Origin of the sequence: Bradyrhizobium campsiandrae (genome assembly GCF_014529705.1) — a bacterium.
Lineage (GTDB): Bacteria > Pseudomonadota > Alphaproteobacteria > Rhizobiales > Xanthobacteraceae > Bradyrhizobium > Bradyrhizobium campsiandrae.
The window spans coordinates 1-21,591 of sequence record NZ_JAANIH010000048.1 but is presented as its reverse complement, the minus strand read 5'-3'; the positions used below and the strand labels follow the sequence as shown (position 1 = coordinate 21,591).

The window sequence follows — 21,591 nt, the reverse complement described above, 5'->3', positions numbered from 1 at the left end:
ATGCGCAAGATCTCGCGCCTGTCCCGCTTCAACATCGCCTCGCTGGCGCTGGGGTTTGCCTTCCTCTATCTGCCGATCCTCATTCTCGTCATCTATTCCTTCAATGCCTCGCGGCTGGTGACGGTGTGGGGCGGCTGGTCGCTGCGCTGGTATCACGCGTTGTTCGCCGACCGCGCCATGATCGAGGCGTCCTGGATGAGCCTGCGGGTTGCGTTTTCATCCGCGACCATCGCCACGCTGCTCGGCACGCTGGCGGCAGTGGCATTGGCGCGCGGCGAGCGATTTCGTGGGCGTACCCTGTTCTCCGGCATGCTCTATGCGCCGCTGGTCATGCCGGAGGTGATCACGGGATTGTCGCTGCTCCTGCTGTTCGTCGCGCTCAACGCCGAGCGCGGCTTCTGGACCGTGACGATCGCCCACACCACGCTGACGATGTGCTTTGTCGCCGTCGTCGTGCAGTCCCGCCTCGGCTCGCTCGACCGGTCGCTGGAGGAGGCAGCGATGGATCTCGGCTGCCCTCCTGTCCGGGCCTTCCTGTCGGTGACATTGCCGCTGATCGCGCCTGCGATCGTCGCCGGCTGGATGCTCGCCTTCACGCTCTCGCTCGACGATCTCGTGATCGCGAGCTTTACCACGGGGCCGGGCTCGGCAACCCTGCCGATCCGGATCTATTCGGAGGTGCGGTTAGGCGTGAAGCCGGAGATCAACGCGATCTGCACGCTGGTGATCGCCCTGATCGCGGTGGTCATCTTCATCGCCTCGCTGGCCTCGAAACTGTCGAGCTCGCAGGGCGAGAGCGCTGCGCCTCTTTAGAGAGAATGGGTCATGATATTCTTCTATCAGATCCTGATCCATACGCCGCCCTGGGTCTGGATCCTGCTGGCGTATCTGGTCTTTCAGGGTATCAAGGCGATGCAGCCGCGCAAGACGCCGATCTGGCGTGCCTTGATCGTCCCGGTCGTCTTCATCGCCTGGGGCATCTCGCGGATCGGTTTCGGACATCAGGACAGCCAATGGCCGCTGGTCGCTTGGGTCGTCGCGGCGCTCGTGCTGCTGCCGCTCGGCGTGCTGACACCACGTCCGTTCGATGTCGATCACAAGACGGGAGAGATCATCCGGCCGGGGAGCGCATTCGCCCTGATTCGCAATCTCGTCGTGTTCGCCCTGCAATACACGGTGAGCGTGGTCTCCGTTATCGACGCAGGCGATCGAGTGCTCGCGATCATCGTCGGTCGCGCCATCTCGGGCGCGACCGCCGGCTATTTCTTCGGCTCGATGATCGCGCTGCTGCTCGCTTATCGGCGGAAGCGGGCTGAAGACTTTTAGGACTTCACCGCACCCGCCGTCAGCCCGCCCACCATGTAGCGACGGAAGGCGTAATAGACCGCGGCCGGCGGCAGCGCGTAGATGAAGCCGGTGGTCATCAACAGCTCCCACGGCGAGTCGTCCGCGGCGAGGAAGTTGCCGAGCGCCACGGGGAGGGTGATCTCGCGGTCGTTCGAGAGCAGCAGAAACGCGTAGAGATATTCGTTCCAGGCGAGCAGCACTGCATAGGTGCCGATCGCGACCAGCGAGGGCATCATCAACGGCAGATAGACCAGGCGGAAGATCTGCAGCGTCGTGGCGCCGTCCATCACCGCGGCTTCATCGAGCTCGACCGGCAGCTTGTCCGAGGCCTGCTTCAGCACCCAGATCGCGTAAGGCGAGGCGATCGTCACCATCGCCAGGATCAGCGCCCAGTGATTGTTGAGCAGGCCGTAATTGCCCATGGTGCGGTACATCGGCACGGCTAGGAACGCCGCGGGGATGAAATAGGTGAACAGCGCGAGGTTCAGCACCATGCGTCCGCCGGGCACCTTCAGCCGCGAGATCGAGAACGCGGCGGCCGTGGCGACGAACAGCGTCAGCACGCCGACGGCGGCTGCGATCAGCGTCGAATTCCAGAACTGGATGTAGAAGTCGCGCAGGAAATAGTGCTGCTGCTTGAACACGATTTCGAAATTGTGCAGCGTCGGATGGTCCGGCCACAGCTTGCCCGAGAACGCGTCTTCCTTCGGGGAGATCGCGAACAGGAACATGTGGTAGATCGGAATCATCGTCCACAGGAAGACGGGAATGCCGATCAGCAGCAGCCGCGCTTCGGTCGCGACCTCACGGAGAGAGGGAAGCTTCATCGCGACAACCGTTTCATCATGAAGTACACGAGCGGCAGGACGAACGGCATCGCGCAGACGATGGAGGCCATCGCCAGCGAGAGCTGGTCGAGCCGGAGATAGCGGATGCCGAGCGTCGACAGCACGTGGGTGAGGTCGGCCGGGCCGCCGCCGGTGAGCAGATAGACGCTGTTGAAATCGCCGAGCGTCCAGATCATCGAGAGCAGCGTGCAGGTCACGTAGAGCGTCTGCATCGACGGCCAGGTGATGAAGCGGAATTTCTGCCACCAGCTCGCGCCGTCGACCTCGGCGGCCTCGAACAGATCATGCGAGATCGCAAGGCGTCCGGTGATCAGGATCAGCGTCCAGAACGGCAGCGACTTCCAGATGTGCACGCCGATCGCCATGGTCAGCGCCACGGTGGGGTCGTTCAGCCAGTTCGGGCCGTCATCGCCGGTGAAGGAGAAGATGAGGTGGTTGATCACGCCCCATTCCGGATTGAGCATGAAACGCACCGACAGGATGGTCGGGATCGACGGCACGGCCCAGGGCAGGATGAAGATCACCGAGAGCCATTTGATCCAGCTGCGCTGCTGGGCGAAAAAGCCGGACAGGAACAGCGCGATCAGCATCTTGATGTTGATGCCGATGACCAGGAAGATCAGCGTGTTGACCGCGGCGCGCGCGAAGATCGGATCGTTGTAGAGCGCGACATAGTTCGACGGAGCCCGCGCCAGCCACAGCCCATAGCAGACCGGGTAGACGACGAAGGCGAGGAAGACGAGCAGGTAGGGGGCGAGCAGCACGATGCCCCAGATCTGCGCCGGGGTGAGCCGCGACGACAGGGGCGGGGCGGGAATCGACTGATCGCCAGAGAGCGTGATCGCCATTCTTTTCGAGCTCTTTGAATCTTAAACCTCTCCCCGCCTGCGGGGAGAGGTCGGATCGCCGCAGGCGATCCGGGTGAGGGGGTACAGGGCTCACGACGCATACAACTCGCGGAGAAAGCCCCTCACCCCGACCCTCTCCCGTAAGAACGGGGAGAGGGAGGGATAGATGTCAGCCCACGACCTGCTTGATGCGGGCGATCAGCTCGTCGACGGCCTTGTCGACCGGCACCTTCTCGCTGACGACCCGGTTCATGGCCTTCGCCCACACGTTCTCGTTGTTCAGGATCGTGAACTTCCAGTTCTTGGTGAAGTCGAACGGCGCGGTGCCGCCCTTGAACTGCGCGTACACGGCCTTGCGGTGCTTGTCAGCCTGCCAGAACGCGCTTTCCTGGCTCTCCTTCGTCACCGGGAACCAGCGGCCGAGCGCGCCCTCGATATAGGGGCGGACGTTCTCTTCCTGCAGCAGGAAGCTGATGAACTGCTTGGCCTCGGCCTTGTTCTTCGCCGCAGTGAAGATCAAGCCGGTCTTGACGTCGGAGCGATATTTGATCGTCGAGCCGTCCGGCGCCTTCGGGAAGGACGCCGTGATGATGTCCTGCTCATAGGCCTTCTTGCCGGCGTCGCGCTGCTCCTGCGTGAGCGCCTGGTTCTGCGAATCCTCGAACCATTTCGCCGCGATCGAGATCGTGAAATTGTGCGTCATCACGATGGTCTTGTTGTGGAAGGCGACGTTGTTGTCCGGATCCTTCCAGGTCGTCGAGGAGGGCGGGGTGCAGCCCTTGATGTAGGTGTCGGTGTAATCCTTCAGCGCGCCGATCAGGTTCTCGCGCACCTTGGGATCGTCGACCAGCAGCTTGCCGTCGTCGTCGACCAGCTTGACGTGATAGGCGTCCATGAAGGTGTAGAACGACTGGAAGGCATCGGTGGATTCGACCCCCATCGGCTGGCCGACACCATAGATGCGCTGGCTGGTCGCCTTGCGGATCGCCGGCTGCACCTTGTCGCACCAGAACGTCCAGTAGCCCGCCCAGTCGGTCGGGATGTCGGAGAGCTTGAAGCCGGCCTTCTCCAGCATGTCGTTCCAGATCTCGACATGCATGCTCTGCTGCTTTAGCGGGAAGCCGTAATAGGCCTTCTTCTTGGCGACGTCGTTGTAGAGAACGGAGGCATCCAGCGTGTTCTGCACGAACCGATCCTTGATCGGCTCCATGACGTCCGTGAGGTCCTCGAGCTTGCCCTCGAAGGCCCACTTGCCCTGCGCCTGCACGTCATAGGAATCGGAATAGGCGACATCGGGTACGGTGCCGGCGTCGAGCGCGGCGACGGTCTTCGGAATCATGTCCTGGATCGCGTACTGCGACAATTCGACCTTGATGCCGGTCTTGGCTTCGAATTTCTTGATCGTCTCGAGCAGCGCGTCGTCTTCGGAGCGATAGAAGCCCTTGCCCCACCAAACCGTAATCGTCTTTTGCTGCGCAAATGCGGGTGCAGCGGCTGCAAACAGCCCGGCCGCAGCGACCGCCAATGTGACTGCGCCAATAACCTTGGATTTCACGTTTTTCTCCCTCAAGCCGCCGGTGTTTTAACCGGTCGGATAAACACTAGCGCATGGCTGCCAGCCGATCTAGCGGCATGTTGTCAGACCTAGGTCGAGGGGGATCGGCCTCGCGCAGATGCTTAACGCGCCCATCGATGCGATCGCCGCATCAATCTGGCCGGATCAATTCGCATGATCGGCGATCATTGTGCTCAGTTGGACTTCGCGCTTTCCTTGCCGTTCTCCGCCGTCGGAGATTCGGCCTGTGGCGGTCGCTTGCCGCCGGTGATGCGCTGCTTCAACAGGTCCAGGAAGGGAGACGCTGCGGGCGATTGGCGAATCAGCGCCTCGGGGTCGGGGAAGATCAGCGGATCATCCCAGGGACCCTGCACCATGAAGGGCAATTGAAAGCCCGACGTCGTATTGAGGCTCGCCACGCCCTTCATGTCGTATTCGCGCGTCGGCACCGACGCGGTGCCGGTCAGCGTGATCTTCGCCGAAGGTCCCTCGATGCGGATGTCCTCGGCGGTGGCGATGCCATCGGCGAATTTCACCGCAATGGTGAGGTTGTCATAGGGGGTCGAGCCGTTGCGGAAATTGCCGCCGCCGGACAGCGGCCGGCGCTCGAGCCGCTTCAGCAGCTGCTCGGCATTGAAGCCGGAGATCGCGCCGTCATGTCCTGTGACGGTGGCGGTGCCGTCGAGCGACTGCACGAGGCCGAACGGGCTCGAGCCTGAGGCGAGCAGGGAGACGTTGATGTTGCCGCGCCCCGACAGCTTGTTGAGCCCGAACAGTTCGGTGGCGCAGGCCTGGAGGTCGACGTCGGTGAACTGGAATTGCGCCTTGATGTCGGCGACGGTGTCGGAGCGCGAGATGCCGAACGAGCCCTTGGCGATGCCGCCATAGACCTGCGCCTCTCCGACCGAGAGCGCCAGCGTGCCGTTGCGCAGATTGGCGCCGATCGCGGTGCGGCCGAGCTTGGTCGGGCCGACCGTCAGCCTGGCTGCCGACAGGCGCATGTCGAGGTCGGTGGTCGAGAGGCCATTGAGGTCGAACAGCTGCCTGTTCCAGTCGCGGGCGCCGCTGGCGAGCAGGCGGAAGGTCGAGATGTAGGGCGTGAAGTCGAGTGCGTCGGCGGCGAGCGTTGCCTGCAGCGTCTGCCGGCCGTTATTGGCATAGGTCATCACGCCCTCGGCGGCGTTGCCGTCGAGCTCGACATTGACGTTGGTGAGCGCGATCGAGGCGCCCACGACATTGGCGCGCGCCTTCAGCGCGAAGCGGCCGAAGCCGCCGCTGCCGGGCTGCGGCTGCCCGGTCCAGCGCAGCGCGTTGCGCAAGGACGGGCTGTCGATCGTGAGGGTGCCCTCCATCATCGGGCTGGTGCGGTTGGCGACGCTGCCGTCGAAGGCGAGCTTGAGCGGAGCGCTCGCGATCCGTGCCTTCAGCCCGGACCGGTCGCCGGAGAGGGCCGCGACGAAATCGGCAAAGCTGACCGAGCCGTCGACGCGCTCGCCGCGCCAGTCGAACTGGCCGGTCGCGGCAAAGGAGCGCGCGATCGAGGGCCAGGCCAGCGACAGGTCGATGTCGTCGAACTGCTCGGTGGCGTGGGTGGCGGCGTCCTCGTAATTGAGCACGCCGTCCTGGATCCTGATCTCGGAGAACGAGACCTGGTTGTCCGCGCCGGGCTTCATCGTGCGCGCGATGGTCTGGATGAAGGGGGTCCAGTTGCTTTCGCCGTCCGCCTTCAGGCTGACATGGATGTGCGGCCTGAGCAGCGTCAGGTCGGCGATCTCGAAACGCTGCAGCAGCAGCGGCAGCAGCCGCAGATTGGCGGTGAGCACGTCGACATGGAGCGCGGGATCGCTGGTGCCGCCGCCCTTCAGGCCGACATTGTGGAAGGAAACGTAGCTGGCCGGCAGCACGGAAATGTCGATGTTGCCCGCTACGCTGAGCTCGAGCCCGGTGACGTCGCGGATCTGCGCTTCCACCGCCTTGCGCAGCGCGTCGCGGTTGATGAGCCACGAGGTCGCGATCAGGCCGATCAGCACAACGCCGAGCAGCGCCGCGATTGGCGTCCCGAGGCGCTTCATTCCTTGGGCCATGGTCAATGGCATGTCCTGATCGGGTTGGTCGTTGGAGCCGGAAAGGCGGGCCGGGAAACCTGCGCGCCCCACGCCCAAGCCTTTCTTAGCTTACGCGTCTTGTTTCGTTAAGTGCCGCAACTTGATGGGTTTTCTTGTCGCTTTCAAGGCCGCGGACGGGTCTGCCCACGGCGTGGGCAGCTTCTACCACCAGGGCCCTGGACGGAGAACCCCGTATCATTGACGGCTTCGGACGATTTCGCCTAATAATCCCCGCCAATAAGGCGCGACGCCTCTCAGGTTTCAGTCGAGGTTTTTGCATGAACAAGGTCTATCCCGACGCCAAGGCGGCGCTCGAGGGCGTTCTCAGGGACAACATGATGATCATGTCGGGAGGCTTCGGCCTCTGCGGCATCGCCGAGGCGCTGTCGGATGCGATCCGCGAGTCCGGCGTCAAGGGGCTGACCGTGGTCTCGAACAATGCCGGCGTCGACGGCATCGGCCTGTCCCGCCTGCTCGAAACGCGCCAGATCAAGAAGATGATCTCGTCCTATGTCGGCGAGAACAAGCTGTTTGCCCAGCAATTCCTCGCCGGCGAGCTGGAACTGGAATTCAACCCGCAGGGCACGCTGGCCGAGCGCATCCGCGCCGGCGGCGCCGGCATTCCGGCCTTCTACACCAAGACCGGCGTCGGCACGCTGATCGCCGAAGGCAAGGAAGTGAAGGAGTTCGACGGCCAGAAATACCTGATGGAGCGCGGCCTGTTCGCCGACCTTGCCATCGTGCACGCCTGGAAGGGCGACACCGCCGGCAACCTGATCTACCGCAAGACTGCGCGCAACTTTAACCCGATGATGGCGACCGCCGCGAAGATCACGGTGGCCGAGGTCGAGCACCTGGTTCCGGCCGGTGAGCTCAATCCTGATCACATCCACACACCAGGCATTTTCGTCAAGCGCATCATCGAGGTCGGCACGGCCAAGAAGCGCATCGAATTCCGCAACACCCGGCCGCGCCCGACTAGCGCAGCCCCGGCCGGAACAGGAGTAGAAATCTGATGGCCTGGACCCGTGAACAGATGGCTGCGCGCGCCGCGAAGGAACTGCGTGACGGCTACTACGTCAATCTCGGCATCGGTATTCCGACGCTGGTCTCGAATTTCATCCCTGACGGCATGGACGTCAGCCTCCAGAGCGAGAACGGCATGCTCGGCATGGGCCCGTTCCCCTATGAGGGCGAGGAAGATCCGGACCTGATCAATGCCGGCAAGCAGACCGTGAGCGAACTGCCGTCGACCTCGTATTTCTCCAGCGCGGATTCCTTCGGCATGATCCGCGGCGGCCACATGGATCTGTCGATCCTCGGCGCCATGCAGGTGGCCCAGAACGGCGATCTCGCCAACTGGATGATCCCCGGCAAGATGGTCAAGGGCATGGGCGGCGCGATGGACCTCGTCGCCGGCGTCAAGCGCGTCGTCGTGGTGATGGAGCATTCCGCCAAAGACGGCGCCAAGCTTCTGAAGCAGTGCAACCTGCCGCTGACCGGCGAGCGCGTCGTCGACATGGTCGTGACCGATCTTGCGGTCTTCACCATCGACAAGCACGGCGACGGCGGCATGGCGCTGATCGAGCTCGCCGACGGCGTCACGCTCGACGAGGTCAAGGCCAAGACCGAGGCCGAATTCCGCGTCGCGCTGAAGAATACTTGATACTGCGGTGGCAATGAAGGCGAATGGCCGGGCTCAGTCCCGGCCATTTTTATTTGGCTGATCAATTGGAGCATTTTGCAGAGACGCAAGCTGCTTCCACGCCGTCATTGCGAGGAGCTCTCGCGACGAAGCAATCCAGACTGTTTCCGCGGAGGTATTTCTGGATTATTTCGCTATGCTCGCAATGACGAAGTGTGTGGCTACGATTTGACCGCCTGCATCGTGAACAGTCTGTTGCGTCGATCAGAGAAGGCCGATCGCGATCCAGACTGCGAGCGACAGCGCGCCGAGCACGGCGGCCACGACGGCGAGGAAGCGCATGAGCTGGCCTGCGCCGGTGGCCGGCGCGACGGGTACGGGACGAAAATCGTCGAAGCGCGGGATGTGGCCGCGAATACCGGCAAGCCAGAGAACGAGATCGAGCGCGAACGACGCCATGGCCTATCTCCCAAGGGACGGTGATCGACCATCACGATGGGCCTAATCCGGCGGGAAGACTTTGAGCAAGCGCAATGTCATCGGGCGGAAAGCGGGTAATCTATTGCCATCAGCATTTGGCCGCCATCGTCCGCGGCAGTGATTTACGAATGGGTAAGACATGAGGGTCGATCTCGCAGCCAATTACGGCGAGGAGCGCCTGCCGCGCTACACGAGTTATCCCACCGCTCCGCATTTTTCGCCGGCCATCGACGCCGATACCTATGCGCGCTGGCTGTCCGAGCTTCCCGGCGACGTCGGTGCGTCGCTTTATCTGCACGTGCCGTTCTGCCGCGAGATGTGCTGGTATTGCGGCTGCCATACCCAGATCGTCCGCCGCGACGAATTGATCGCGGCTTATCAGCAGACGCTGTGCGGCGAGATTGCGAAGGTCGCCGAGACCATCGGCGGCCGTATCAAGGTCGAGCACATCCATTTCGGCGGCGGCACGCCGACGATCATGGCGCCGGAGGCCTTTGCCGAGCTGATGGCGGCGATGCGTCATGCCTTTTTCGTGCTGCCTTCGGCCGAGATCGCGGTCGAGATCGATCCGCGGACACTGACCGCAGAGATGGTCGAAGCCATGCAACTCTCCGGTGTCAACCGCGCGAGCCTCGGGGTGCAGAGTTTCGATCCGCGCGTGCAGCACGCCATCAACCGCGTGCAGACCTATGAGCAGACCGCCTCCGTCGTCGACATGCTCCGGAGCGCCGGGATCAAGGGGCTCAATTTCGACCTGATCTACGGCCTGCCGCACCAGACCGTTGCGTCCTGCCTGGATACGGTGCGCCGCTCGCTCGCGCTCGCGCCGGCCCGCTTCTCGGTGTTCGGCTACGCGCATGTGCCCGCCTTCAAGAAGCATCAGCGCATGATCAACGAAGACCGTCTGCCTGATGGCCTTGCGCGCCACGACCAGGCCTGCGCCATCGCCAACGCGCTGAAGGAGGCCGGCTACGTGCAGATCGGCCTCGACCATTTCGCACGCCCCGATGATGCCATGGCCGTGGCCTTCGCGCAGGGCACGCTGCGGCGCAATTTTCAGGGCTACACCACCGACCAGAGCGAGGTGCTGCTCGGCTTCGGCGCCAGCGCGATCGGGCATCTGCCGCAGGGCTACGTCCAGAACGAGGTGCAGATCGGGGCCTATCAGCAAAGCATCGCCGACGGCCGTCTTGCCACGGCGAAAGGCTATCGGCTCACCGACGACGACCGCCTGCGCGCCGATATCATCGAACGGATCATGTGCGACTTCGGCGCCAATCTCGGCGACATCTGCGCGCGACACGGCGCCGAGCCGGCAGCGATGTTGCGGTCGGCGCCGCGGCTGAAGTCACTGATCTCCGATGGCGTGGTGAAGTTGGACGGGGACCGTCTCGCGGTCGCGAACGACTCGCGCTTCCTGGTTCGCAGCGTTGCCGCCGCGTTCGATGCGCATCTGGATCCGGGAAAGCAGTTGCACAGTCGGGCGGTGTAGGGCTCTCGAGGCGCTCCGTGCGATGACAGCGCAGCTTGCGCTTCAACAAAGGAATTTCTGCCACCTCCGCTATCTTGCCTGGCTTTGGCGTACTGCCGCCGAGCGCCGGCATCCCGCGTAACAATCGCCGACATCGATCCGAAACTATCATTCGAGCCGCGCCTGCTGGCGATGAAACGAGGGCATGCCGAGTTCTATGCCAGCGGCCGGTTGCAGATTTGCAAGGTCATCCGCGAAGTCGGCCCGTTCGAGCACGGCTGATTCGAGTGTGAGCTCAAGCCGCGGAGGCTGAGGGAGCGTCGGCGGGCTGTGCCGGCGGCCGCACGCCCTTGCGCCAATCGGTGATGGTGCAGCCGAAGCGACCGCGAAACCAGCGGGCCATGGCGCTCTGCGCGGAGAAGCCGAGTTGTCCGGCGATGTCCGCGAGCGGCCGGTCGGGGTCCTCGATCAGTCGGATCACGAGATCGGCGCGCTGCGCTTCGAGGATCGCAGAGAAGCTGGTGTCGGCCTCCGCCAAGTGCCGGTGGATGGTGCGGCGGGTGCAGGCGAGACGCTCGGCGACGCGTTCGACGGTGCAGTCGCCGGTTGCGAGCAGGCTGCGCACGACCTCGTCGACCTTCTCCTCCCAACTCGCCGGCCGGTTTTCGATCGCCTCGATCCGCTTGCGTAAGTAGTTCGCGATCAAAGGATGCGCGCTCGGGATCCGCCGCTCCATGTCATGCGCCGACAGCAAGATCGAATCCTCCTCCGCGTTGAAGAGCACGCGGCAGCCGAAGAAGTCGCTGTAACGCTTGCGGTCGTGTGGCGGCGGGTAATGCAGGTGAACTTCCTGCGGCCGCCAATCGCTGCCGAACAGGGACTGGATGATGCGGTGGACGCTGCCCAGCGCCATGTCGATCGACTGACGCGGGGCGGTCGGTCGCCTTCCCCGCAGCTGCAACCTGATCGTCACGGTCTGCCTGTCTCTGACGATGTCGAGCTTCATGCCGTCGTGATGGACATGGATGAAGCGCGAGAACGCCTCGATCGCCTCGCCGACCGTCGCCTGTTCGCGCACGATCAGGCCGACCGCGCCGAAATTGGTGAGCCCGCCGCGTTCGGCCAGCTGCAAGCCGAAATCTTCGGCGCCGGAAGCTTCTGCCGACATTTCGAGCAGACGGCGGAGGCTTGCGACGGCGATCGGCGTATCAGGCTTGTCGAGCACGGCCAGCGGCAGTCTGGCCTTGCGCAGCATCAGTTTGGGGTCGAGCCCGACCGACCGGGCGACCTCCGGGTAATAGCTCAAGCCGGCACTGCGCATGAGGTCGGGCATGCGACCTGTTCCTGTCAGGCATTCCCGAAGACGTCCCGAACTGTAAAGTTTCTGTCCCGATCCGTCAAATCCAGGAACTGGCTGGAACATACATAAGGGAAAGCGAAGCACCGGCGCCAATGCCGTGCTCATGACGGCGGGGCGCGATGAAGCCCCCGGCCGTCTCGTACCATTTGACCAAGACATTGCTGGATCGGGATTATGCCGGGGAACATGCTTTCCAAGGGCGAGGTATTCGTCGTTGACACTGACGCGACCTCCCGCGAACAACTTTCAAGGGCGCTCCAACAGAATGCCTATGACGTGATCTGCTTTGCCGACAGCGCATCCCTGCTGTCGGAGGCGAAGGCACGGATGCCGGCCTGCGTGCTGCTGGAGATGCCTCAGGACCGCTCCGCTCTCGAGGTGCTCAAGCGTCTGCGCGAAGAAAACTGCATGGCACCGGTGCTGGTGACCTCGGCGAACGGCAGCATCGCGATGGCGGTCGACGCGATCAAGAGCGGCGCGACCGACTTCATCGAGAAGCCATTCCGCACCCACGATATCGTCGGCCGGATCGACGCCGCGATCGACGAATCCGCCCAGCCCGATTTGAGCCGGCAGCGCTGGCTGTCCGGCTGCGAACCCCTGACCACGCGCGAAAGCGACGTGCTGGCGCATCTCGCGGCAGGCCTGACCAACAAGGAGGTCGCCCGGCGGATGCATCTGAGCGCGCGTACGGTCGAGGGCTATCGCGCCAGCATCCTGAAGAAGGCCGGCGCTCGCAACGTGACGGATCTGCTGCGTCGGATCTTCGGCCAGGGTTCGCCCGCTCAGATCTGAGCGGGCCGGGCTGTGCCGCGGCGTGGTGACGCGTTCGGCGGCCATGGTGCCGCCGCAGCTGCGCCCAACGGAAACCCCAATCGAACCGGTTCCTTCCCTGCCGCGTCTAAACACGATGGCGTGGCATGTTTTCGCAGCGTCCGGCTGGCGGCGCGGCGAGTTCGGCAGGGAGAAGTTTGATGCGCACGATCGCAAGATGTCTGGCGACGACGAGCCTGGTCCTGGTGACCGCAGCTTTCGCGTCGCCCTCATGGGCCGCCGATGTGGATGCCACATCGGCCATCGACACCGTCACCGTCTATCCCGACGGCGCCACGGTGACGCGTGTCATGACGATCGACCTCGCCTCGGGCGACTCGACGCTGGTCGCCAAGGATTTTCCGCTCTCGCTCGATCCGTCTTCCCTCCGCGTCGAGGGCGAGGCCGGCGCCAAGCTCACCATCGGCACCATCGACGCGCGGCCGCCGCGCGCGGCGGCGCCGGTCAATCTTCCCGAGCTCGACAAGCGCATCGAGGCGCTCAAGGACCAGCGCGCCGATCTGCAAGGTGCAATCGACGCCGCCAACGCACGGCGCAAATTCGCGCAGCACTTCGCCGAGGCGTCTCCCGCCGGCCTCGGGGACAAAGGCGAGGCGCGGCCGATCACCGAATGGCGCGCGGCCTTTGCCGCCGTGGCCGAGGAAGTCGCGACCGCCGACACGGCGATCCGCGACGCTTTCCGCAAGCAACGCGAGATCGATCGCCAGATCGCGCAGCTCGAAGCCGACCGGTCCGCCAAGCCGCCGAGCAAGCTCGAGGTGCGCATCGACGTCGCCTCGACCGCGGCGACGAAGGCGATGCTGCGCGTGACCTACACCGTCCGCAACGCGCCCTGGCTGCCGCTCTATGACGCCCGGCTCGACACCGGCGGCAAGGACCGCAAGCCGCAGCTCGAACTGGTCCGCCGGGCCGAGGTGACGCAATCGACCGGCGAGGACTGGTCGAACGTCACGCTCGGCGTTTCCACCGTCCGCATCGCCCGTGGCGGCAGCGCGCCGGAGTTGGGATCGCTGGTGGCGCAATATCCGCAGCAGGTCCCCAAACCGCAGATGGACATGCTGATTCAATCGCGCTCGCGTTCCGCGGTGGCGTCGGCGCCCGTCGCGGAGCCTGCGCAAGACAAGACCCAGGAGTTCCGCTTTGGTGGGGGGACGATCATTGGGGAGCAAGAGGCAACCGCCGAGATTGGCGACTTCCAGGCGACCTTCAAGATCCCCGGCCGCGTCAGCCTTGGCGCTGCCGAGGGCGCCAAGAGCCTGCGCATCGCCTCGATGAGCGTGCCGGCCGATCTTGCCGTCCGCGCCGCGCCGGTGCAGGACCCCACCGCCTTCCTCGAAGCCAGCTTCAAGCAGACCGACGACACGGCCTTGCTGCCGGGCAAGGTCGCGATCTACCGCGACGGCGTCTTCGTCGGCCGGGGCAAGCTCTCGGCATCGGCCAAGGACGACATCGTGCGGCTTGGCTTCGGCGCCGACGACAAGGTCAAGGTCGAGCGTGCGGTGCTGAAGCGCAACGAAGGCTCGGCCGGTCTCCTGGTCACGACGTCGAAGACCGACGAGCGCGCCTTCAAGACCACAATCCGCAACGGCCACGACTTCCCAATTCGCGTCGCGATCGAGGATCAGCTGCCGGTCAGCGAGGTCGAGGACATCGTCGTCGAGATGCTGCCCGCAACCACGCCGCCCACAGCAAAGGATATCCGCGACAAGCGCGGCGTGCTGGAATGGTCGTTCGATGCCAAGCCGGGCGAGGTCCGCGACATCAACTTCGCCTGGCGGGTCCGCTGGCCGAAAGACAAGAACATGGTGATCGTGCCGTCGGGCTAGGATGCGGGCCACGAAGGGGGTGCGCTCCCTCTCCCGCTTGCGGGAGAGGGTTGGGGTGAGGGTTCTTTCCTCTGGGGGAGTCTTCGTTGTCGAAACACCCTCTCCCCGGCCCTCCCCCGCAAGCGGGGGAGGGGGAGGAGAGCGCGTCGCCCTCACTTCGCCTTCAGGAAATCGGCGACCTCGAGCAGCATGAACTCGTCGTCGTCGGCCTTGTTGGGATCGCGGCTGGACGAGAACGGCAGGTTGTTGTCATTGCCGACGATGATGTGAGTGTCGTCGACGCGATCGACGTTCTCGATGGTGAAGAACGGGAAGGTGTAGACGCCGTCATTGAGCGGCTTCCGCGCCTTCTTGTCGGGATCCTGGATCTTCATCAGGTCGATATAGCCGATCTTGCGCACGGGCTTGCCGACATTGGCGTCGGAGAGCTCGATCTTGTAGACGCGCTTGAACTTGGCAACGTCAGGGAAGCAGTTTTCGCCGCGCGTGCCCGCCGGGCAGGCCTTGTCGGGCGTGCCTTCGCCGTTGTCGCGCTCGATGACGAGGCCGGCGCTCGGATCGATCATGTTGAAATCGCCGATGGCATTGCCGTTCTGCTCGAACACATATTGCCAGTAGCGGCCGGTGAACTTTTCCGCGGCGACGTCGAATTCCAGGATGCGCGAGGCTTCCTTGCCGTCGACGCGCTCCCAGTCCTTCTTGTCGGCATCCCACAGTGGGCCCTCGAGCAGCCCGTAGAGGAATTTGCCGTCCTTCGACGCGGCAAAGCCTTCAAAACCCTTCGAGCGGCGCAGGTTGACGTTGGTGTAGGTCGCGCCCGGCGCGCCCGGGGTCGACACCGCCCAATGGTCGGGCGAGCGCACCGGCTTGCCGTCGGCGATGGTCTCGAACACGGCGAGGATCTTGCCTGACTTGTCGGCCTTCAGGATATAGGGGCCGAACTCGTCGCCGATCCAGAAAGTGTCGCCGATGATCTGGAAACCTTCGGTGTCGAAATCGGCGCCGGTGAGATAGCGCTTCTGCGTGTCCTCATGCACGATGCGGAACGGCACCTTTTTGTCGGGGTCGTGCAGGAAGATGGTGCCTTCGCGCTCGATCTTGCCGCTCGCCCAATCCATCTTGTAGTGGTTCAGATACAGCATCGAGTCCATCGAATTGGCGCGCGCGCCCATGCCGTTGTCGGTGATCACCCAATACGTGCCGTCGGGCATGTGCTTGATGCCGGAATGGCCCTGCAGCGGTTGGCCCTTGAACGGCAGCGAGACGCCGGTCGGACGCTCGAACGATTTCCCCATCACGGTGCCGAGCGCATCGACGCGCTTGCCGGTGGTGTACTTGCCTGAGGTCTTGAGATCGGCGGGTGCATCGGCGGGGGCGTCGATGAAGGTTGCAGCCGGCATCACCACGTGGCCGGCGAGCTTGGCCGGGAATTCGCCTTCGCTCTGCGCGAGGGCGGCGCTGGCGGTGAGAATGATCGTTGCGGCGGTGACGAGAAAAGTCGCGCGCATGTGCGTCTCCTGTTGGCGGACGACGCCTTATGCGGATCGCGTATTGCAGTTTTGTGAAGCCGGGCCAAACGCCGCAGGCGCGATTATTCCTTTACCGCGCCCGTGAGCGACGACACGTAATAATCCACGAACAGCGAATAGAAGATCGCAACCGGCAGCGAGCCGAGCAGCGAGCCCGCCATCAGCGCGCCCCACTGGTAGACGTCGCCGGTGACGAGCTCGGTCAGGATCGCGACCGGCACGGTCTTGTTGGCGCCGCTCTGGATGAAGGCGAGCGCGTAGATGAACTCGTTCCAGGACAGCGTAAAGGAGAAGATGCCGGCCGAGATCAGCCCGGGCACCGCCAGCGGCAGCGTGATCCGCCGCAGAATCTGCAGCCGCGTCGCGCCGTCGACCAGCGCGCATTCCTCGAGCTCGTAGGGGATCGACTTGAAATAGCCGATCAACAGCCAGGTGCAGAACGGCACCAGGAAGGTCGGGTAAACCAGGATCAGCGCCAGCGGCGAGTCGAACAGGCCGAACTGCACCACCACGGTCGCGAGCGGAATGAACAGGATCGACGGCGGCACGAGATAGGCCAGATAAATGCCGAGGCCGACATAGGGGCTGCCGCGGAAGCGCAGCCGTTCGATCGCGTAGGCCGCCAGCGTGCTCGCGACCAGCGACAGCGTGGTCGCTCCGATCGCCACCAGCATCGTCGTCCACAGCCAGCGCGGATAGGCCGTGTCGAACAGGAGGTGCTTGATATGCGCCAGCGTCGGCGAGGAGATCCAGAACGGGTTGTGCTCCCGGTAGTTCATCAGCTCCGCGTTCGGTTTGAACGAGGTGATCGCCATCCAGTAGAACGGAAACAGCAGGATCAGCACGAAGCAGCCGAGCGGCAGGTAGATCATCATCAGCCGCCGCAGCCCGGAATCCCAGGCCATGGTGTCGGGCGCAGCTTTGGCATCGGTGACGGTGGAGGCTTGCGCGACGGCGTCAGTCATTGGCCTCTCCCTGTTGCCATTTGCGGCGTGCCAGGCCGAAATAGGAGAACAGCGTCGCGAATACCAGGAACGGAATCATCGACACCGCGATCGCCGCGCCTTCGCCGAGCTCGCCGCCGGCGATGCCGCGCTGGAACGCCAGCGTCGCCAGCAGATGCGTCGAGTTGCCGGGGCCGCCGCGGGTGATGGCGTAGACCAGCTGGAAATCGGTGAAGGTGAAGATGATCGAGAAGGTCATGACGATGGCGAGGATCGGCATCATCATCGGGAAGGTGATGTAGCGGAAGCGCTGCCAGGCGCTGGCGCCGTCAAGCATCGCGGCCTCGTAGAGCGAGGGCGAGATGGTCTGCAGGCCCGCCAGCAGCGAGATCGCGACGAACGGAATGCCGCGCCAGATGTTGGCGGCGATCAGCGAGAACCGCGCCGGCCAGGGCGAGCCGAGGAAGTCGACATTGCTCGACTTCCAGTGCAGCACGTCGACCAAGAGATAGGAGATGATCGAGAATTGCGGATCGTAGATCCACCAGAACGCCAGCGCCGACAGCACCGTCGGCACGATCCAGGGCAGCAGGATGATCGCGCGGAGCAGGCTCTTGAACGGAAAATGGTTGTTGAGCAGCAGCGCCAGCCAGAAGCCGAGCGCGAATTTTCCGAAGGTCGCGATGCCGGTGTAGACCACGCTGTAGAACACCGCGTTCCACCACAGCGAGTCGGTGAGCAGATACTGGAAGTTCTCGAGGCCGATGAACTCGCCCTTCCGGCCGATCGTGGTGTCGGTGAAGGCGAGCCAGATGCCGAGCCCGAGCGGATAGGTGAGGAACACCGTCAGCAGCCCGATCGCCGGCGCGAGGCACATCACGATCAGGAACGGCTTGTAGTCGAACAGGCGGACCAGCCAGTTCGGTTGCCGGTGTATCAGGGTCGGGGAGGAGAGGGTCGTCACCGACATTGGGTCGTTGTCCTGTTCTCGAAAGTCGCTCCACCGACATTGCGAGCGGAGCGAAGCAATCCAGTCTGTCTCCGTGGTGAAAGTCTGGATTGCTTCGTCGCTTCGCTCCTCGCAATGACGGCCGCACCAACGGCCGCTACTTCTGCCGCCTGAAATACCGCTTGCAACGCCGCTCGGCTTCCGCGGCCGCGGCTTCCGGCGTAGCCGCGCCGGTCGCAACCGATGCGAACATCTGGATCAGCACGTAGTCGGCGGTCACGGCGGCGCTCGCAGTCGAGATCGGTCCTTTGTAGCCGGCGTAATAGGTGCTGTTCATCGTTTCCTTGAAGATCTTCACCTTGGGATCGCCCGCCCACACCGCAGCGTCCGCATAGGCTGCGAGCGGTTGGGACCAGTAGCCGGAATTGGCGTTGAGCCACGGCTCGTACTGCTCCTTTTCCAGCATGTATTGCAGGAACGCCTTTGCCGCATTGGCATACTTGCTGTGTTGGAACACCATGGCGTTCAGCGTCAGGCCGTCCATCGGAGAGACTTTCGCCAGTCCCTTCGGCAGCAACTGGTGCTCGCTGTCGTCGGCGATCGCCTTGGTCGCCGGATCGTTCTTCAGCGAGAAATAGAGCGAGACGCCGTTGGCCGTCAGCGCAATCTCCTGCGCCGAATAGGCGCGGTTGTTGCTGACATCGTTCCACGACGTCGTGCCCGGGATGAAGGTTGGGTAGAGCTGCTTGACAAAGTTCAGCGCGGCGATCGTCTCCTTGCTGTTGATGGTGACGTTGCCGTCCTCGTCGAGCAGCGCCGCGTTGTGCGACCACAAGGACCAGTTCGCAAAGCCGGTGCCGTCGCCCCTGGCGTTGCCGAGCGCGAACCCTGCCGGCTTGCCGGCCTTCTGCAGCTTCTGGCAGAGATCGAGGATGCCGGCATGGTCTTCCGGCACCTTGTCGTAGCCGACTGATTGCAGGACCGACTTGCGGTAGATCAGGGGGCCCGCGGACGCGCCGAACGGCAGGCCGATCCAGGCGTCGCTCTTGTGCCTCTTGCCGTAGCGCTGCGCCAGCGGCAGCCAACCGCCGTACTTCTTGCCGGCGTAATCGGCGACGTCTGTGAGCTCGATCAGCTTGTCGACATAGATGTGCGGCGCATCCGAGAAGCCCATGATGATGTCGGGGCCGGCGCCGGAATTGGCGGTCACCGCGGTCTGCTGGTTGATGTCCTCCCAGCCGACGAAGTCGATCTTGACCTCGACGCCGGTCTCCTTGGTGAAGTTGGCCGCATTGGCACGGAACACGTCCTCGTCGGCCTGGACGAAGCGGACGGGCCGCAGCATGCGCAAGGATGCGCCCTTCTCGATCTCGCGCTTGGGTGCAGGAACGTCGGTCGCCTTGATGGTTGATGTTTGCGCTGCAGCACCGGTGGCGGCGAACGTCGCAGCAGACAGGCCCAGCGCCAAGGCATCACGACGCGTGATGTCGTTCCTCATCAGTTCCTCCCTATGATGTCTCCCTTCCCGGCGTTGATCGCCGGTGAAGGGCCTGCCGGTTCCAGCGAGCTTCGTCGCCGGCCGCCTCAGCTGTTCGGGCCGCGGTCCATGCTGACCGGTTGCCAGCGGCGGAGCGCGGTGTCTTGCAGCACCGACGGATTGACACAGCTTACCGGCCACATGCCCTGAAGCACCAGTGACAATTCGTAGCCCACGCGCCGCTTGCGCGCCTCGTCGAACCGTGCCGAGGCAGAGGCTACATGGGCGGTCAGGGTCACGTTCTCCATGCCGAGGATCGGGTTGTTGTGCGAGGGCGGTTCCTTCTCCAGCACGTCGAGTGCGGCATGGGCGATCCAGCCCTCTTGCAGCGCCTTGATCAGGCTTTCCTCGTCCACCGTGGCGCCGCGTCCGGTGTTGATGAAGATCGAACCCTTCTTCATCTGCCGGAAATGCTTCTCGGTCAGCATGTGGTGCACTTCAGGCCGGGCGGGAGCGTGCATCGAGACGAAGTCGGATTGCGACAGCACCTCGTTCAGTGTCGCCGGGATCACGCCGTGGTCCCACATCAGCGTTTCCTGGATGAAGGGGTCGTAGGCCATCATGCGCAGGCCGAAGGGCGCTGCGCGCTTCGCAACCGCACGCGCGACGCGGCCGAACGAGATGAAGCCGAGCGTCTGTCCCATCAGCCTGGGAATCTTCAGCAGCGCCGGCCGGCCCTCGGCCCAGCGCCCGGTGCGCACCATCCGGTCCTGCTCGACCAGACGGCGGAAGCCCGACAGCAGCAGCATCATGGCGTGGTCGGCGACCTCTTCGATGAAGGTGTCGGGGATGTTGGTGACCGGGATGCCGCGCGCGGTCGCCGCCTTCACGTCGACGCTGTCGACGCCGACCGAGCCGAGGGTGATGACCTTGCAGCTTTCCAGCGCGTCGATGATGGTCTTGGTGATCGGGATGCCCTTGGCGTAGATCGCATCGGCATTCCTGGCGGCGGCGATGAATTCCGCCTCGTTGGCCGGCGCCTCGACGATCTCGGCATCGATCGGATCGAGCGCCTCGCGCTCGTAGGAATAGTCGCTGCCGGCGACCGTGAAGCTCGCGCCCTTCGGCGTCACCACCCTGTATTTCGGCATTTCCTGCTCCCGATTTGTTTTGTCGGTTCTTGTTGCGACCCGGCCTTCTCGAGCGGGCCTTTGCGTCTTTTACGCGAAATCGGGCAGATCGCGTACAATTAGCGGTTGTTCAGCTCCAAGTTTATTGCCGGTTTCCGCGACAGCATACGGGCTTCTACGGAGGGCTGTAAGTAACTTGCTAAGGGGTCTCACACTAAAAATTGATTCAAATCAAAAGGCCTGCGCTTTTAGTCCGCGCCACCCGAGGAGCCCATCTTGAAGTTGAGCAACCTGAAGATCGCCCCCAAGCTTGGCATTCTTGTCGGCGTCACCTTGTTCGGCCTGTGCATCTCCGGTGTCCTGGCCGGTTACCTGATGAAGAACGCCATGGTCGATGCGCGCATCGACCAGACCAAGTCGATCGTCGATCTGGCCCGCAACTATGCCGCCGCGCTGAAGAAGCGCGTGGATGCCGGCGAGCTGACGAAGGATGCGGCCATGGCCGAGCTTCGCCGCTACGGCAATGCGATGACCTACGACAACGGCTCGGGCTACCTGTTCGGCACGTCCTATGACGGCATCACCCAGCTCGCGCCCGATCCGAAGCAGATCGGCCAGAACCGCATGGATGTCGTGACCAACGGGCGCAAGCTGTCGGTCGAGCTGATGGACGGCGTGAAGGCCAACGGTTCGATCCTGCTGTACTATGAATATGTGAAGCCCGGCCAGGAGAAGCCGATCCGCAAGATCGGCTACGCGGTGGCTGTCCCCGGCTTCGACATGTATCTGGGCACCGGCGCCTATCTCGAGGACATCGATCAGAAGATGGGCCCCGTCTACTGGCTGCTCGGCCTTGCCATGCTCGGCATCGTCATCGTCGCCGGCAGCGTGGCCTGGATGCTCGGCCGCAGCATCAGCCGTCCGCTGGCGCTGCTCGGCGCCCGCATGAAGGATCTCGCCGACGGCAAGCTCGAGGGTGACATCCCCGGCGTCGGCCGCGGCGACGAGGTCGGCGCGATGGCCTCCACGGTCCAGATCTTCAAGGACAATGCGCTTCGCATCCGCGACCTCGAGCAGACCGAAGCGGCGGCGAAGGAGCGTGCGGGGGCGGAACGTCGCCGCGCGATGGAAGACATCGCCAACGACTTCGAACGCAGCGTCAACGGCATCGTGCGCTCGGTCTCCTCGGCCGCGGCCGGCATGCAGTCGACGGCGCAGTCGATGACTGCGACCGCCAGCGATG

The 21,591-nt window shown here is 63.9% G+C and carries 19 protein-coding genes; 8 read left to right on the top strand and 11 right to left on the bottom strand.

From position 1 onward, the window contains the following. Both G8O24_RS29325 and G8O24_RS29320 read left to right on the top strand, forming a co-directional pair. On the top strand, nucleotides 1-813 hold the full coding sequence (locus G8O24_RS29325) for an ABC transporter permease subunit (RefSeq protein ID WP_188105452.1): 813 nt from the start codon (nucleotides 1-3) through the stop codon (nucleotides 811-813). A 12-nt stretch (nucleotides 814-825) separates the two neighbouring features. Next, complete coding sequence (locus G8O24_RS29320; RefSeq protein WP_188105450.1) at nucleotides 826-1,326, top strand: DUF6622 family protein; 501 nt, start codon at nucleotides 826-828, stop codon at nucleotides 1,324-1,326. Here the strand turns inward: G8O24_RS29320 and G8O24_RS29315 are convergent. The 4 genes from G8O24_RS29315 to G8O24_RS29300 all read right to left on the bottom strand — a co-directional run bounded on the left by G8O24_RS29315 (nucleotide 1,323) and on the right by G8O24_RS29300 (nucleotide 6,682). Beyond that, on the bottom strand, nucleotides 1,323-2,174 hold the full coding sequence (locus G8O24_RS29315; protein WP_188105448.1) for a carbohydrate ABC transporter permease: 852 nt from the start codon (nucleotides 2,172-2,174) through the stop codon (nucleotides 1,323-1,325). The genes G8O24_RS29320 and G8O24_RS29315 overlap by 4 nt on opposite strands. After that, a complete protein-coding gene (locus G8O24_RS29310) occupies nucleotides 2,171-3,043 on the bottom strand; it encodes a carbohydrate ABC transporter permease (protein WP_188105446.1) in 873 nt (290 codons plus the stop codon). The genes G8O24_RS29315 and G8O24_RS29310 overlap by 4 nt, the downstream gene beginning before the upstream one ends. Before the next feature lie 169 nt (nucleotides 3,044-3,212). Further along, nucleotides 3,213-4,598 (bottom strand): ABC transporter substrate-binding protein, encoded by a 1,386-nt coding sequence (locus G8O24_RS29305; RefSeq protein ID WP_188105444.1) that lies wholly within the window; start codon nucleotides 4,596-4,598, stop codon nucleotides 3,213-3,215. Between the two features lie 194 nt (nucleotides 4,599-4,792). Then, nucleotides 4,793-6,682, bottom strand: a complete 1,890-nt coding sequence (locus G8O24_RS29300) for an AsmA family protein (protein ID WP_188105521.1) — start codon at nucleotides 6,680-6,682, stop codon at nucleotides 4,793-4,795. Between the two features lie 299 nt (nucleotides 6,683-6,981). Between G8O24_RS29300 and G8O24_RS29295 the strand changes: the two genes are divergently transcribed. After that, a complete protein-coding gene (locus G8O24_RS29295) occupies nucleotides 6,982-7,719 on the top strand; it encodes a CoA transferase subunit A (RefSeq protein WP_188105442.1) in 738 nt (245 codons plus the stop codon). Continuing rightward, nucleotides 7,719-8,369: a CoA transferase subunit B gene (locus G8O24_RS29290; protein WP_188105440.1), complete on the top strand. Its 651-nt coding sequence runs from the start codon at nucleotides 7,719-7,721 to the stop codon at nucleotides 8,367-8,369. Before G8O24_RS29295 ends, G8O24_RS29290 begins: the two co-directional genes overlap by 1 nt. Nucleotides 8,370-8,612: 243 nt before the next feature. Here the strand turns inward: G8O24_RS29290 and G8O24_RS29285 are convergent, their stop codons facing one another. Further along, entirely contained in the window at nucleotides 8,613-8,807 is a 195-nt protein-coding gene (locus G8O24_RS29285; RefSeq protein ID WP_188105438.1) for a hypothetical protein, read from the bottom strand. A 160-nt stretch (nucleotides 8,808-8,967) separates the two neighbouring features. Between G8O24_RS29285 and hemN the strand changes: the two genes are divergently transcribed. After that, nucleotides 8,968-10,320 carry an oxygen-independent coproporphyrinogen III oxidase gene (gene hemN / locus G8O24_RS29280; RefSeq protein ID WP_188105436.1) on the top strand — a complete coding sequence of 451 codons (1,353 nt, stop codon included), beginning with the start codon at nucleotides 8,968-8,970 and terminating at the stop codon, nucleotides 10,318-10,320. A 274-nt stretch (nucleotides 10,321-10,594) separates the two neighbouring features. Here the strand turns inward: hemN and G8O24_RS29275 are convergent, their stop codons facing one another. Beyond that, the gene (locus G8O24_RS29275) at nucleotides 10,595-11,632 is read right to left on the bottom strand and encodes an AraC family transcriptional regulator (protein WP_188105519.1); all 1,038 of its coding nucleotides are present in this window, start codon (nucleotides 11,630-11,632) and stop codon (nucleotides 10,595-10,597) included. A gap of 201 nt (nucleotides 11,633-11,833) precedes the next feature. On the opposite strand from G8O24_RS29275, the gene G8O24_RS29270 reads away from it, so the two are divergent. Both G8O24_RS29270 and G8O24_RS29265 read left to right on the top strand, forming a co-directional pair. Continuing rightward, the gene (locus tag G8O24_RS29270) at nucleotides 11,834-12,454 is read left to right on the top strand and encodes a response regulator transcription factor (protein ID WP_188105435.1); all 621 of its coding nucleotides are present in this window, start codon (nucleotides 11,834-11,836) and stop codon (nucleotides 12,452-12,454) included. Nucleotides 12,455-12,633: 179 nt separating this feature from the next. Continuing rightward, nucleotides 12,634-14,319: a mucoidy inhibitor MuiA family protein gene (locus tag G8O24_RS29265; protein WP_188105433.1), complete on the top strand. Its 1,686-nt coding sequence runs from the start codon at nucleotides 12,634-12,636 to the stop codon at nucleotides 14,317-14,319. 152 nt (nucleotides 14,320-14,471) lie between these two features. Here G8O24_RS29265 and G8O24_RS29260 read toward each other — a convergent pair whose 3' ends face one another. From G8O24_RS29260 to G8O24_RS29240, 5 genes are all read right to left on the bottom strand, one after another. Beyond that, a complete protein-coding gene (locus tag G8O24_RS29260) occupies nucleotides 14,472-15,827 on the bottom strand; it encodes an esterase-like activity of phytase family protein (protein WP_188105431.1) in 1,356 nt (451 codons plus the stop codon). A gap of 83 nt (nucleotides 15,828-15,910) precedes the next feature. Next, entirely contained in the window at nucleotides 15,911-16,753 is an 843-nt protein-coding gene (locus G8O24_RS29255; RefSeq protein ID WP_244646057.1) for a carbohydrate ABC transporter permease, read from the bottom strand. A 52-nt stretch (nucleotides 16,754-16,805) separates the two neighbouring features. Continuing rightward, nucleotides 16,806-17,762 (bottom strand): carbohydrate ABC transporter permease, encoded by a 957-nt coding sequence (locus G8O24_RS29250; RefSeq protein ID WP_188105427.1) that lies wholly within the window; start codon nucleotides 17,760-17,762, stop codon nucleotides 16,806-16,808. A 136-nt stretch (nucleotides 17,763-17,898) separates the two neighbouring features. Then, nucleotides 17,899-19,239: an ABC transporter substrate-binding protein gene (locus tag G8O24_RS29245; RefSeq protein ID WP_188105425.1), complete on the bottom strand. Its 1,341-nt coding sequence runs from the start codon at nucleotides 19,237-19,239 to the stop codon at nucleotides 17,899-17,901. An 86-nt stretch (nucleotides 19,240-19,325) separates the two neighbouring features. Next, nucleotides 19,326-20,369 (bottom strand): C-terminal binding protein, encoded by a 1,044-nt coding sequence (locus G8O24_RS29240; protein WP_188105422.1) that lies wholly within the window; start codon nucleotides 20,367-20,369, stop codon nucleotides 19,326-19,328. A 255-nt stretch (nucleotides 20,370-20,624) separates the two neighbouring features. Between G8O24_RS29240 and G8O24_RS29235 the strand changes: the two genes are divergently transcribed. Next, on the top strand, nucleotides 20,625-21,591 hold a 967-nt coding region (locus tag G8O24_RS29235; RefSeq protein WP_188105420.1), incomplete at its 3' end, for a cache domain-containing protein.